This window comes from Mesorhizobium sp. M0500 (assembly GCF_040321165.1).
Classification (GTDB): domain Bacteria; phylum Pseudomonadota; class Alphaproteobacteria; order Rhizobiales; family Rhizobiaceae; genus Mesorhizobium.
This window is the reverse complement of the sequence record NZ_JAMYRB010000005.1, coordinates 257480-270100: the sequence shown is the minus strand read 5'-3', so window position 1 is coordinate 270100 and position 12621 is coordinate 257480. Positions and strand designations below refer to the sequence as shown.

Here is a 12621-nt window from a genome sequence, read left to right as displayed (position 1 = left end):
ATGGGCACCGGCTCGTATCGTCGACTATCGCGCTTTGCGCTGATTGGCATCGCGTCGACGCTGATCTACGCCGTTTGCGCTTTTCTGCTGTCGCGTGGACAGGCAACGGCGGCCCTGCCGGCGGCGCTCACATCGTTTGCGGCCTACGCCGTCGCCGCGCTGTTCTCCTACACCGGGCATAAATATTTCACGTTCACCTCGGGCGGCAGCCACGCTATGGAATTGCCCCGCTTCCTCCTGCTCACCGCTTCCGGCCTCGCCGTCGCGATCGCCCTGCCGGGGCTTTTGACCCAGATGCTCGGCGTCCCTGCCGCAATCCCGATCCTGCTCACCTGCATTGCCGTGCCGGTCATCAACTATGTCGTCCTCGGGCGGTGGGTGTTTCGTGGTCTCTAGCGCGCGATCCCTCAGTGAACTGCTGCCCGGCGCCAACCGCTTCTCGCCCTTTGTGGGCGTAGCGGGTGCTCCGTTGCTGCTGGCCAGTCTGGTCGTCACATACGCCGTCTGGCTATCGACCGTTGCAATTCCGACCAATGTTGACGTGTCGTGGCTTCTGGTCGTCTGCGACCGCCTGCTTGGCGGAGAGCGGCTCAACACCGACATCGTGGAGACCAACCCCCCTTTCTCGATCTGGCTCTACATGCCGTTCATGCTCCTGGAAAAGCTCACTGGCATGCGTGCGGAATTCTGGCTGACGCTTGGCGTCGTTTGCCTGAGCCTGGCCAGTCTTTCCGTTTCCGTCCACATTCTCGCGCGCGATGAACCGGTCTATCGGCAGCCCCATGCGCTGTGGGCGGCAGCGGCGGCCCTGTTTTTGATCCTGTGTTTCATGCCGGATCAATTCGGCCAACGCGAGCACTTCGCATTGGTTGCCATTCTGCCTTGGGTGGCGTTGCAATGCACACGTCAGCGGAACCTGGATTTCAGCGCGGGCTCGCGCCTGGAGCACATGGTCGCGGGCTTCGGCGCGGCGGTCGTGGTCATGGTCAAGCCGCCCCATTTTGTGCTGGCCTTCATGTTGCCGTCGCTCTGTCTTGCGCTTGAAAGGCGGTCGCTGAGACCGCTCTTCGTCGCAGAGAACCTGGTGGGCGCTGCGATCGTGGCCGCCTATATCGCGTCCATCGCGCTCTTCGACCGCGCTTACGTCAGCGACGTCCTGCCCTTGGTCAGGGAGGTCTATCTTCCGTTGAGGGCCTCTGCCGCCGATATGCTGGCAAACTGGCCGAAAGTGGTGCTGCTTCTGGCCGCCGCCACCGTGCTTGCGGCCGGCGGCCTGAGAAAGACGAACTGGGACGTCAGGATTCCGCTCCTGACCGCCCTGGGGTTCATTCCGGCCTTCATCGTCATGGGCAAGGGTTGGCCCAATCACGCGCTGCCGATGGTCGTTGTTGCGACACTTGCATTTGGCATCCAGCTTGTGCGGTTCGGCACATTCGGCAGTGCAGGCTTCGTTCGCAAGGCCGCCCTGATCTTCGGCTGCGTGCTGGTGCTGCAAATAGCGGTCAGGGCACAGTACGCGGCGCTGACGACGGATAACGGCCCGATCGCCCGGTCTGTCGCCGCGATCCGCGCAACGGTCGAAACCCCGACCATCATGTCGATTGCCGACCAGATGCAGGTTGCCCATCCCCTCGCCAGGCTGGTCGGCGGCAGGTTCACATCACGCCATCCGAGCGCCTGGGCGGTCTCCAACGCGGACACGCTCGCCCGCGTCACCGGCGATCTCGAACGGAGACCGGAACTTGAAAGCATCCGCGATCGGGTGATCGGCGAAAACGCCGCCGAGATATCAGCGAAGAAGCCCGATATCGTGCTGTCAGGCTCGCCCGCGTGGACTGCCCTGATGCTGCAGGACAAGCGGATCCAGGTCGCCTTGGCCGACTATCGTCTGCTGCACGCCGAGCCGGAAATCACTGTCTATCTGCGTTACACGGCGCCTGCGCCGCTCCAAACCGATTGAGCAGGAGCCCCCGGAAACCCATGACACGGCTGGATCCAATCGCTCCGCTGGACGACATATGGCTCGATCTCGAGAGCCTCGGTGCAACAGCATGAGCGTCTCGAACGACATTGGCGGCTTGAGCCGCTGGCGCGACCGGGATATTGCGGCGTCGCTGCTTCCTAGCCGCAATGTCCTGGCCATTGCCGCAGTCACCGTCTTCTCGATCTTCTGGCAGCGACGTTGGGGGACTGTTCCCGACACTAGCTGGCTGATCACGGTCTGCGAGCGTATGCTGTCCGGTGAGCGGCTTTACTCGCAAATCTACGAGACCAATCCCCCATTCAGCGTCTGGCTCTATCTGCCGCCAGTGGCTGCGGCCAGATTGCTGGGCACCGCCCCGGAAATCCTGGTTGAGGCCTGGACATACCTTGCCGTGCTTATCGGACTTTCGCTCTCGGGCGTGATCGTCAAGCGTGCGGGTTTCACCGAAACTGCATCATTGTTTGCACTGGGGCCAGCGTTTTGCGCAATGTTGGTGGTCTTCCCCGGAAATGCCTTCAGCGAGCGGGAGCATATCGGCATGGCACTTTTCATGCCGCTGCTTGCGCTTCATGCCTGGCGCGCGCGCAGAGATGCAGCTGCCCAACCAGACCCCGGGCTCGCCGTACTCGCCGGCCTGTCGGGCAGCATTCTGCTGCTGGTCAAGCCCTACTATGCGATCATGGTGTTGGCGCCGGCGCTGGTCGTTGCAGTGCGCCGGCGCAGTCTGAAATCGATCTTCGCCCTGGAACACTGGGTCATTGGCGGAATCTGCGTTGTCTATCTCAGCACGGTCACGCTGATCCATCCGGAATTCGTGCGCGACATCTATCCCCTCTTGGCGGATGTTTATGCAAAGATCGGCATCTTTTGGCCGATTGTGATCGGCTACGGTTTCTCGTGGTGTTTCCTTGTCTTCCTGATCTGGTGGCTGTGGCCGGCCAGGCGGTTTCCAGAGCTGGCGGCGGTAGCGTTGGCTGCATCGATCGCCGGCATGTTTCCCCTGTTCTACCAAGCCAAAGGCTGGTCTTATCATGCCTATCCCGCGATCTTTTGCGCTGTGGCAGCCATTTTCTGCCTGCTGGCACTGCCCAGGATCGTGCAGCAGCCGTCGAAGCTGTTGACGTTCGTGACGGCTCCTTCGCGAGCTTGGGCATTGGCGGCGGTGGCAATCGCTTTCTTGCCCTATTGGAGCACCCAGAAACCAGGGCCGGCACTGGTTGCCGCAATTCGCGCCGCCACCGATCGGCCGACCGTAGCGTTGGTCAGTTCGGATATTTCCTCGGGACATCCGTTGAACCGTATGATCGATGGGCAGTTCGTTTCGACCCACGTCAGCGATTGGCTTGGAGCGTTCGCACTTTCCCTGTCCCGGCAGGCAGCTCTCTCGGGTGACACCGCCGAAGCCACGCGTTACCGAGCCATCATGGCGCGCTACGTCGAAAGCAAACGCGAAGAGTTCGCGCGTCTGCGCCCGGATATCGTCGTCTTCAAGAAAAACAACACAATGTGGACAAGCCAACTGATGGGGCGTTTTGGCTTTGACGCCATCCTGGCGCACTACCGCATTCTTATCGAGGACGAGACCGAGCGCATCTATCTGCGCGACGATTATGTCCGCCCGGGCCACCGGCCACCCGAACAGCCTATTTCGGCATCGTCACCCGTCGCAGCGTCAGATTGATGCGGCCGCCACTCCTGAGCAATGCCGAGGTCGACGGGTAGATACGGTCGACGCCGTGAAAGCAGAGCCGCCCTTCGCCGCCAAGCACGACGACGTCGCCGCTCCTCAGCCTGAACGATTTGGTGGCGCCGTCGCGCGTCGTCTGGCCGACCCGGAACAGGCAATCGTCGCCGAGCGACACCGAGACGACAGGCGCGGAGAAATCGCTCTCGTCGCGGTCCTGGTGAAGACCCATCTTGGCATCCTGCGAATAGAAATTGACCAGGCAGGCTTCCGGCGGGTGCGCATAGGCAGATACATCCCGCCACAGTTCGAGCAGCATCTCCGGGATCGGCGGCCAAGGCCTTCCGGTCACCGGGTGGGTCGGCTGGTAGCGATAGCCGTGCTCCTTGTCGGTGACCCAGCCCAGCGGACCGCAATTGGTCATGCGCACGCTCATCTCCTTGCCGGTACGCGGCATCGCCGGCACGAACAGCGGCGCCTTCTGCACGACCTGCCGGATATCTTCCACCAGCACTTCCTGCATGGCGCGCGACAGGTAGCCGGGCATATGGCGGACGCCTTTGGGCAGTACGAGCATCGCGTCGCTTAATCCGTTGGTCTGGAGAAATCAGAATGCCACCGTCAAATGAAAACGGCGACCCGAAAGCCGCCTCCGACGGTGGCTGCGCGCTTTAACCGGCGATCTGAGATCCGAAGCCGCTTTGGCTGTCACTCATCCCCGACCCGGCCGCGCAGTTTCTTGATCGAGCCGCGCCCGGCCTTGCTCTTGAGCCGTCTTTCGACCGCGCCTTTGGACGGCCTTGTCTTCTTGCGCGGCGGTGGTGGTGGTTCGGCGGCCTTGGCGACCAGTGCCGTCAGCCGCGCCCGGGCGTCCGCCCGGTTCTGCTCCTGGGTGCGGAAGCGTCCGGCTTCGATGACGATGACGCCGTCCTTGGTGGCGCGCTGGCCGGCAAGCTTGATGGTCCGTTCGCGCACCCGCTCCGACAGGCCGGCCGCATTGGCGGCATCGAAGCGCAATTGCACTGCCGTCGCCACCTTGTTGACGTTCTGGCCGCCCGGGCCGGACGAACGGATGAAGTCCTCGTGCAGGTCGCCCGGATTAATCACCGCATCGTCGGTAATGATGATCTTGTCGTCGGCGTTCATGCCGCACTCATGGCGCGGCAGGCGAAAAAAGAAAAGGCCCGATCGAAGCCGGGCCTTGAAGCATCACCAGGGGCGACGGCTATTCAGCCGCTATCTGCATGCGTGGTGCGGCGCCGAGCACGGTGGCGTCGACATGGGCTTCGAACTTTTCGAAATTGTCGACGAACATGCCGACCAGCCTTGCCGCCTGCCGGTCGTAGGCGGGCTTGTCGATCCAGGTCGATCTAGGGTCGAGAATGGCGCGGTCGACGCCGGCAACCGTCACCGGTACGTCGAAACCGAAATTGGCGTCGGTGCGGAAGTCGGCCGCTTTCAGCGAGCCGTCGAGCGCCGCCGCAAGCAGCGCCCGCGTTGCTTTGATCGGCATTCGCTTGCCGGTGCCGTAGGCGCCGCCGGTCCAGCCGGTGTTGACCAGCCAGCAATCGACGCCGTGGCGGGCGATGAGCTCGCGCAGCAGATTGCCGTATTCCGACGGATGCCGCGGCATGAACGGTGCGCCGAAGCATGTCGAAAATGTCGCTTCGGGTTCCGTAACGCCCTTCTCGGTCCCCGCCACCTTGGCGGTATAGCCGGAGAGGAAATGGTACATGGCCTGCGCCGGGGTCAGCCGCGCGATCGGCGGCATCACACCGAATGCGTCGGCGGTCAGCATGATGATGTTCTTCGGGTGGCTGGCGCGCCCCGTCTTGCTGGCGTTGGGGATGAAGTGGAGCGGGTAGGCGCAGCGTGTGTTTTCGGTCAGCCCGCCGTCGTCGAAATCCGGCACGCGGCCTGCGTCGAGCGCCACATTCTCCAGCACCGTGCCGAAGCGCTGGGTGGTGGCGAAGATCTCCGGCTCGGCTTCGGCCGAAAGCTTGATCGTCTTGGCATAGCAGCCGCCCTCGAAATTGAAGATGCCGTGCGGTCCCCAGCCATGCTCGTCGTCGCCGACCAGCGTGCGCGACGGGTCGGCCGACAACGTCGTCTTGCCGGTCCCGGAAAGGCCGAAGAAAACGGCCGCGTCGCCGACGGGCCCTTCATTGGCCGAGCAGTGCATCGGCATCACACCTTTTGCCGGCAGCAGATAGTTGAGCATGGTGAACACCGACTTCTTCATCTCGCCGGCATACGAGGTACCGCCGATCAACACGATCATGTGCGAAAGATCGACGGCAATCACCGTTTCGCCGCGCGTGCCGTGGCGGGTGGGATCGGCGCGGAACGACGGCAGGTCGATGATCGTCAAATCGGGCATGAAATGCTCGAGTTCGGCGGCGGCCGGTCGGATGAGCAGATTGCGGATGAACAAGGAGTGCCAGGCAAGCTCCGTGATCACCCTGGTCGGCAGCTTCAGCTCCTCGTCGGCGCCGCCGACCAGGTCCTGCACATAAAGGTCCTTTCCAGCCGCGTGGGCGCGAAAATCGGCAAGCAGCGTATCGAACTGGATCGGCGAAATCGCTTTGTTGTTGTCCCACCATACATGCGGCGCGGTGCTTTCGTCGCGCACCACGAATTTGTCCCTGGGCGAGCGGCCGGTGTGCTGCCCGGTCTCGGCGGCAAGCGCGCCATGCGCGGTGAGTCGGGCCTCGCCACGGCGGATTGCCTCCTCGTAGAGCGCGGCCGCGCCGAAATTATAGCGCACCACGCCCGTGGTTCTTAGGCCGATCCGATCGATTGCACATGCAGGATTGCGTTTGCCGGCTTCCGACATGGGTGTCCCTTCTTCGATTTACCGCGTCTTTACCGGCGAATTCCGGAACTCCCATTGCAGGAGCTAAAAACGTCAAAACCAGAAAAGGCGAATGATATCAAATCATTAATCGATTTAAATATTTTGAAAGTTGTTTAAATCGTTTATATGTGCAAAAACACTGATGGTTGCCCAAAGGATTGGCGATGTTCATTCGTCCAATCCATATCGAGGTACAATTGTGGCCGTCGACATGCCGCGCGTGACAGCGGATACAGCCTATGCCACATTTTGTACCTAATTTGTCCTGCAAAAGCCCCTTCTCGACGAAAGAAGGGACAGCTCATGAGGGAGCCGCTTGAAATGGCAACAATCGCGCTTGTCGACGACGATCGCAACATTCTGACTTCGGTTTCGATCGCCCTCGAATCCGAGGGTTATCGGGTCGAAACCTACACGGATGGGGCATCGGCGCTGGAGGGACTGGCGGCGCGCCCGCCGAACCTCGCCATCCTCGACATCAAGATGCCGCGCATGGACGGCATGGAGTTGCTGCGCCGGATGCGTCAGAAATCCGACCTGCCGGTGATCTTCCTGACCTCCAAGGACGATGAGATCGATGAACTGTTCGGCCTCAAGATGGGCGCCGACGACTTCATCCGCAAACCCTTCTCGCAGCGTCTTCTTGTCGAACGCGTCCGCGCCGTGCTGCGACGCGCCAGCACCCGCGAGGCGGCTGCCAAGGCGCCCAACCAGCAGGCCCGGTCGCTTGAGCGCGGCCAGCTTGTCATGGACCAGGAGCGCCACACCTGCACCTGGAAGGGCGAGCCGGTGACGCTGACCGTCACCGAGTTCCTCATCCTGCATTCGCTGGCCCAGCGTCCGGGCGTTGTAAAAAGCCGTGATGCGCTGATGGATTCGGCTTATGATGAGCAGGTCTATGTCGATGACCGCACCATCGACAGTCACATCAAGCGGCTACGCAAAAAGTTCAAGGCCGTTGATGATGACTTCGAAATGATCGAAACCCTTTACGGAGTCGGATATCGGTTCCGCGAAGCTTGAGTCGAGCGGGAGCTGCTATTCGATGGCAGTGCAAGTAGAGCGAGTGAGACGGTCGGGCGCCGCCAGGCGCCCGCCGCGGATTCTGCCCGCCTTCGTGTCGAAAATTACGGTGCCGATGCGCCGGTTTCTCGGCCATCACATCTTTTCCAGCCTGACGCGGCGTATCCTCTTTCTCAACCTTGCCGGCCTTGCCGTCCTGGTCACCGGCATTCTCTATCTCAATACCTTTCGCGACGGGCTGATCGACGCCCGTGTCGAGAGCCTGATGACTCAAGGCGAGATCATCGCCGGCGCGATCGCCGCCTCGGCGACGGTCGAGACCGATTCGATCAGCATCGATCCGGAGAAGCTGCTCGAGTTACAGGCCGGCGAAAGCCTCGGCCCGGGCTCCGATCAGCTCGATAACCTCGATTTCCCGATCAATCCGGAGCGCGTGGCGCCGGTGCTCAGGCGGTTGATCTCGCCGACGCGCACCCGCGCCCGCATTTACGACCGCGACGCCAACCTGCTGCTCGATTCCCGCCATCTCTATTCGCGCGGCCAGATCCTTCGCTACGACCTGCCGCCGGTCGAAGAGGAACAGCCAGACCTTCTGGAGCGCATCCAGAAATTCGTCTTCGATTTCTTCCGCAACAAGCAGCTGCCCGTCTATCGCGAGCAGCCGGGTGGCAACGGCGCCGCGTTTCCGGAAGTGGTCAAGGCGCTTACCGGCAGCCCGTCGACGATCGTGCGGATCTCGGAGCAGGGCGAGCAGATCGTTTCTGTGGCGGTGCCGATCCAGCGCTTCCGTGCCGTTCTCGGCGTGCTGATGCTGTCGACCGAAGGCGGCGACATCGACAAGATCGTCGCGGCCGAGCGCAAGGCGATCCTGCGCGTGTTCGGCATTGCCGCCCTGGTTACCGCCATCCTGTCGATGCTGCTGGCCTCCACCATCGCCAACCCGCTGCGCCGGCTTTCCGCGGCGGCGGTCAGGGTTCGCCGCGGCGTCAAGAACCGCGAGGAAATCCCCGACTTCTCCGACCGCCAGGACGAGATCGGCAATCTGTCGATCGCCGTGCGCGACATGACCAATGCGCTCTACGCCCGCATCGAGGCGATCGAAAGTTTTGCCGCGGATGTCTCGCACGAGTTGAAGAACCCGCTTACCTCGCTGCGCAGCGCGGTGGAGACATTGCCGCTGGCCAGGAACGACAATTCGCGCAGCCGGCTGATGGATATCATCCAGCACGATGTGAGGCGGCTTGACCGTCTCATCACCGATATTTCCGATGCCTCCCGTCTCGATGCCGAGCTGGCGCGGGAAGATGCGGGAACCGTCGACCTCAAGAAGTTCATCACCGATCTGGTCGCCGTCTCGCGCGAGGCCACGCGCAACAAGAAGGCGGTCGAGATCGAATTCAAGGTCGCCAAACTGCCACAGGGCGTGAAAGGCTACTTCGTCGTCGGTCATGACCTGAGGATCGGCCAGGTGATCACCAACCTGATCGAGAATGCCCGCTCGTTCGTTCCCGAGGAACGTGGCCACATCACCATATCGCTGGCGCGCGCCGGCAAGTTCAACATCGTCACCATCGACGACAATGGACCCGGTATCCGTGCCGATAACATCGACCGCATTTTCGAGCGGTTCTATACCGATCGGCCGGCCGGCGAGGCGTTCGGTCAGAACTCGGGCCTTGGCCTGTCGATATCCAGGCAGATCGTTGAAGCCCATGGCGGCACGCTGAGCGCCGAGAACATCCCGGGCACCAAGCCTGGCGAGATCAAGGGCGCGCGCTTCGTGGTGACGCTGCCGGCGGAAGGCTGACGGATGAATTCCAATCACGCCTGGTCCTATTGTGCAGCCTGAAAATATTCACGGCACCGCGATCCTGATAGGTGATCGCGGCATTCTCATCACCGGACCGTCCGGCTTGGGCAAGACGACGCTGGCGCTCGCCTTGATCGATCATTGCAGCCAGCGTGGGCTGTTTTCCCGGCTGATCGGCGATGACCAGCTCTATGCTGCAGATTGCGACGGGCGGCTGGTCTGCCGCGCACCAGCCAGCATAGCCGGCCTCGTCGAGGTGCCGGGATTCGGCCCCAAACCGATACGGTTCGAGCCAAGCTGCGTGATCGACCTCATTATCCGGCTGGTGCCAGCCGGCAAAATGGCCCGCTTCCAGGAAGACTGCAGCGAACTCGTTGTCGGCGTACCAGTGCCGCGCATTGATCTTGCCGGGCGCAATGTAGCGGCGGCCTTGCCGGCAGTGATGTCGCGCCTGTCGATTGCGCCTTTCCTGTGATCCGATTTCGATTTTTTGCTGCAATGCGTCAAATTGGCTTGGGCCGGCGCAATTTTGGGCTTGTCAACAGGCCTTGCGTCGACAAGATAGCGCTCCCGCCACCTGGAACGGTCGGCGAGCATAAAATGCGCCTGTGAAGCGGCGATGACGGGAGCCACCAAAGAATGATCGGACTCGTGCTTGTAACGCACGGTCAACTGGCCGCCGAGTTCCGCAATGCCGTGGAACATGTCGTTGGGCCACAAGACAATTTCGAGACCGTGGCGATCGGTGCCGACGACGATATGGAACAGCGCCGCCGCGACATTATCGACGCGGTCGGCCGCGTCGATACGGGATCAGGCGTCATCGTTTTGACCGATATGTTCGGCGGCACGCCCTCCAACCTCGCCATTTCCGTGATGGAATCCGGGCGCATCGAGGTCATTGCCGGCATGAACCTGCCGATGCTGATCAAGCTGTCCAGCGTTCGCAAAGGCGACAACATGACGGCCGCGCTGGATGAGGCGCAGGCTGCCGGCCGTAAATACATCAATGTCGCCAGTCAGCTCCTGAGCAGCAAATGAGTGCCCTGTTGCCGGAAAAGGACAAGATCGTTCGCGACTTTCCGATCGTCAACCAGCGCGGCCTGCATGCGCGCGCCTCGGCCAAGTTCGTTCAAATCGCCAGCGGCTTCAACGCCACGGTCCAGGTCGAGAAGGACGGCGTCAAGGTCGGCGGCACCTCGATCATGGGCCTGATGATGCTGGCGGCGAGCCCCGGTTATTCGATCCGCGTCACCGCCACCGGCCCGGAGGCCGAAGAGGTCATCGATGCGCTGGAGCAACTGGTTGCTTCCCGTTTCGGCGAGGAGTGCTGACGGCTTCGCCGACGGCACCTGCTGCGGCATGTTCGGGCGCAACCTTGCGGCGGTGAAGGAAATCGCTTTTTTGCGCGACCGTCGCGTATTTTGTTCTTGCTTTGTGCCGGCAGCTATGCTACTAATCTCGCTATGGTGCCAATTGGCCCCGAAGACCCGCCCGCCGAGGCGGGTTTTTTGTTTCCGGCTTTGAAAGTGTTGCCGATCTGAGGTCTGAGGGACGGCCACCTTGGACAGCACCCCTTCTGCGCGCTCTCATGGCCGCCGTAGCTGAAGACATGCACGGATAAAGATTTCTTTATATCCCATTGTCGTCCGACTCCCGATCTGCTAGTCAGGCCGGCAACTCGCGCCCTCCGACACGCCTTCGGGGCGGGCGCGTCCCGCAATCAATTCGCATCGGAGCACTGCCATGACGGGTAGCAAGGACTATGTGGTCGCAGACATCGCGCTTGCCGGCTGGGGCCGCAAGGAGATCGAGATCGCCGAAACCGAAATGCCGGGCCTGATGGCCTGCCGCGAGGAATTCGGCGACAAGAAGCCGCTCAAGGGCGCGCGCATCACCGGCTCGCTGCACATGACCATCCAGACGGCGGTGCTGATCGAAACGCTTAAGGCGCTCGGCGCCGATATCCGCTGGGCTTCCTGCAACATCTTCTCGACCCAGGACCACGCCGCCGCGGCCATTGCCGAGGCCGGAATTCCGGTGTTTGCCGTCAAGGGCGAGACGCTGGAGGACTATTGGGTCTACACCGACAAGATCTTCCAGTGGGCCGATGGCGGCACCTCCAACATGATCCTCGACGACGGTGGCGATGCCACCATGTACATCCTGATCGGCGCCCGCGCGGAGGCCGGCGAGGATGTGCTGTCCAATCCGGGCAGCGAAGAGGAAGAGATCCTGTTTGCCCAGATCAAAAAGCGCATGCAGGCATCGCCCGGCTTCTTCACCAAGCAGAAGGAAGCGATCCGCGGCGTCACTGAAGAGACGACGACCGGCGTCAACCGGCTCTATCAGCTGCAGAAAAAAGGCTTGCTGCCGTTCCCGGCGATCAACGTCAATGATTCCGTCACCAAGTCGAAATTCGACAACAAATATGGCTGCAAGGAATCGCTTGTCGACGGCATTCGCCGCGGCACCGACACGATGATGGCCGGCAAGGTCGCGGTTGTCTGCGGCTATGGCGACGTCGGCAAAGGCTCGTCGGCTTCGCTCAAGGGCGCCGGCGCCCGCGTCAAGGTCACCGAGGTCGATCCGATCTGCGCGCTGCAGGCGGCGATGGACGGTTTCGAGGTGGTCACGCTCGAGGACGCGGCGCCGACGGCCGACATCGTCATCACCACCACCGGCAACAAGGACGTCGTTACCCTCGACCACATGCGCCTGATGAAGGACATGGTGATCGTCGGCAACATCGGTCACTTCGACAACGAGATCCAGGTGGCCTCGCTGCGCAATCTGAAGTGGACCAACATCAAGCCTCAGGTGGACATGATCACCTTCCCGGACGGCAAGCGGATGATCCTTTTGTCGGAGGGCCGTCTGCTCAACCTCGGCAACGCCACCGGCCATCCGAGCTTCGTCATGTCGGCGTCCTTCACCAACCAGGTGTTGGCCCAGATCGAGTTGTACACCAAGCCCGGTCAGTACGAGAACCAGGTCTATGTCCTGCCGAAGCATCTCGACGAAAAGGTCGCGCGCCTGCATCTCGACAAGCTCGGTGCCCGCCTGACCGAACTGTCCGGCGAACAGGCCGCCTATATCGGCGTCACTCCGCAGGGACCGTTCAAGCCGGAACACTACCGCTATTAACCACGGCGAAACTTGCCACTAGATATTGAAGCCGGGCAATTGACTTTTCGCCCGGCTTTATTTTTGCGCTGATTGATTCTTCACGCCGATTCGCGCAAGCGCTATGGTGCTGATTC

General features: G+C 61.8%; 12 protein-coding genes. 9 read left to right on the top strand and 3 right to left on the bottom strand.

What is annotated here, in order from left to right; translation table 11 throughout:
- From NKI70_RS12700 to NKI70_RS12690, 3 genes are all read left to right on the top strand, one after another.
- Entirely contained in the window at nucleotides 1–396 is a 396-nt protein-coding gene (locus NKI70_RS12700) for a GtrA family protein (protein ID WP_023677541.1), read from the top strand.
- Entirely contained in the window at nucleotides 386–1960 is a 1575-nt protein-coding gene (locus tag NKI70_RS12695; protein ID WP_352724640.1) for a hypothetical protein, read from the top strand. Before NKI70_RS12700 ends, NKI70_RS12695 begins: the two co-directional genes overlap by 11 nt.
- A 91-nt stretch (nucleotides 1961–2051) precedes the next feature.
- Nucleotides 2052–3665 carry a hypothetical protein gene (locus NKI70_RS12690; protein WP_023677543.1) on the top strand — a complete coding sequence of 538 codons (1614 nt, stop codon included), beginning with the start codon at nucleotides 2052–2054 and terminating at the stop codon, nucleotides 3663–3665.
- Here the strand turns inward: NKI70_RS12690 and NKI70_RS12685 are convergent.
- The 3 genes from NKI70_RS12685 to NKI70_RS12675 form a co-directional block, all read right to left on the bottom strand.
- Nucleotides 3628–4245, bottom strand: a complete 618-nt coding sequence (locus tag NKI70_RS12685; protein WP_023677544.1) for an alpha-ketoglutarate-dependent dioxygenase AlkB family protein — start codon at nucleotides 4243–4245, stop codon at nucleotides 3628–3630. The two genes, NKI70_RS12690 and NKI70_RS12685, sit on opposite strands and share 38 nt — an antisense overlap.
- A gap of 131 nt (nucleotides 4246–4376) precedes the next feature.
- Nucleotides 4377–4814, bottom strand: a complete 438-nt coding sequence (gene arfB, locus NKI70_RS12680) for an alternative ribosome rescue aminoacyl-tRNA hydrolase ArfB (protein WP_023677545.1) — start codon at nucleotides 4812–4814, stop codon at nucleotides 4377–4379.
- A 79-nt stretch (nucleotides 4815–4893) separates the two neighbouring features.
- Nucleotides 4894–6504 (bottom strand): phosphoenolpyruvate carboxykinase, encoded by a 1611-nt coding sequence (locus NKI70_RS12675; RefSeq protein ID WP_352724638.1) that lies wholly within the window; start codon nucleotides 6502–6504, stop codon nucleotides 4894–4896.
- Nucleotides 6505–6846: 342 nt separating this feature from the next.
- Here NKI70_RS12675 and NKI70_RS12670 point away from each other — a divergent pair, with 342 nt between their 5' ends.
- From NKI70_RS12670 to ahcY, 6 genes are all read left to right on the top strand, one after another.
- Nucleotides 6847–7548, top strand: coding sequence for a response regulator transcription factor (locus NKI70_RS12670; protein ID WP_023677547.1), 702 nt, complete (start codon nucleotides 6847–6849; stop codon nucleotides 7546–7548).
- 22 nt (nucleotides 7549–7570) lie between these two features.
- A complete protein-coding gene (locus NKI70_RS12665) occupies nucleotides 7571–9355 on the top strand; it encodes a sensor histidine kinase (protein WP_023677548.1) in 1785 nt (594 codons plus the stop codon).
- Nucleotides 9356–9386: 31 nt separating this feature from the next.
- A complete protein-coding gene (locus tag NKI70_RS12660) occupies nucleotides 9387–9833 on the top strand; it encodes an HPr kinase/phosphorylase (protein ID WP_352568484.1) in 447 nt (148 codons plus the stop codon).
- Nucleotides 9834–9997: 164 nt separating this feature from the next.
- Entirely contained in the window at nucleotides 9998–10399 is a 402-nt protein-coding gene (locus NKI70_RS12655; RefSeq protein ID WP_254815942.1) for a PTS sugar transporter subunit IIA, read from the top strand.
- Complete coding sequence (locus tag NKI70_RS12650; RefSeq protein WP_023677551.1) at nucleotides 10396–10692, top strand: HPr family phosphocarrier protein; 297 nt, start codon at nucleotides 10396–10398, stop codon at nucleotides 10690–10692. Before NKI70_RS12655 ends, NKI70_RS12650 begins: the two co-directional genes overlap by 4 nt.
- Nucleotides 10693–11104: 412 nt before the next feature.
- The gene (gene ahcY / locus NKI70_RS12645) at nucleotides 11105–12505 is read left to right on the top strand and encodes an adenosylhomocysteinase (RefSeq protein WP_023677552.1); all 1401 of its coding nucleotides are present in this window, start codon (nucleotides 11105–11107) and stop codon (nucleotides 12503–12505) included.
- Nucleotides 12506–12621: the final 116 nt, after the last annotated feature.

Bases quoted from the DNA above. Each gene is read 5' to 3' on its own strand.
- NKI70_RS12685 (WP_023677544.1), bottom strand. From the start codon at position 4,245: ATGCTCGTACTGCCCAAAGGCGTCCGCCATATGCCCGGCTACCTGTCG.
- NKI70_RS12690 (WP_023677543.1), top strand. From the start codon at position 2,052: ATGAGCGTCTCGAACGACATTGGCGGCTTGAGCCGCTGGCGCGACCGG.
- NKI70_RS12675 (WP_352724638.1), bottom strand. From the start codon at position 6,504: ATGTCGGAAGCCGGCAAACGCAATCCTGCATGTGCAATCGATCGGATC.
- arfB (WP_023677545.1), bottom strand. From the start codon at position 4,814: ATGAACGCCGACGACAAGATCATCATTACCGACGATGCGGTGATTAAT.
- ahcY (WP_023677552.1), top strand. From the start codon at position 11,105: ATGACGGGTAGCAAGGACTATGTGGTCGCAGACATCGCGCTTGCCGGC.
- NKI70_RS12655 (WP_254815942.1), top strand. From the start codon at position 9,998: ATGATCGGACTCGTGCTTGTAACGCACGGTCAACTGGCCGCCGAGTTC.
- NKI70_RS12665 (WP_023677548.1), top strand. From the start codon at position 7,571: ATGGCAGTGCAAGTAGAGCGAGTGAGACGGTCGGGCGCCGCCAGGCGC.
- NKI70_RS12670 (WP_023677547.1), top strand. From the start codon at position 6,847: ATGGCAACAATCGCGCTTGTCGACGACGATCGCAACATTCTGACTTCG.
- NKI70_RS12650 (WP_023677551.1), top strand. From the start codon at position 10,396: ATGAGTGCCCTGTTGCCGGAAAAGGACAAGATCGTTCGCGACTTTCCG.
- NKI70_RS12700 (WP_023677541.1), top strand. From the start codon at position 1: ATGGGCACCGGCTCGTATCGTCGACTATCGCGCTTTGCGCTGATTGGC.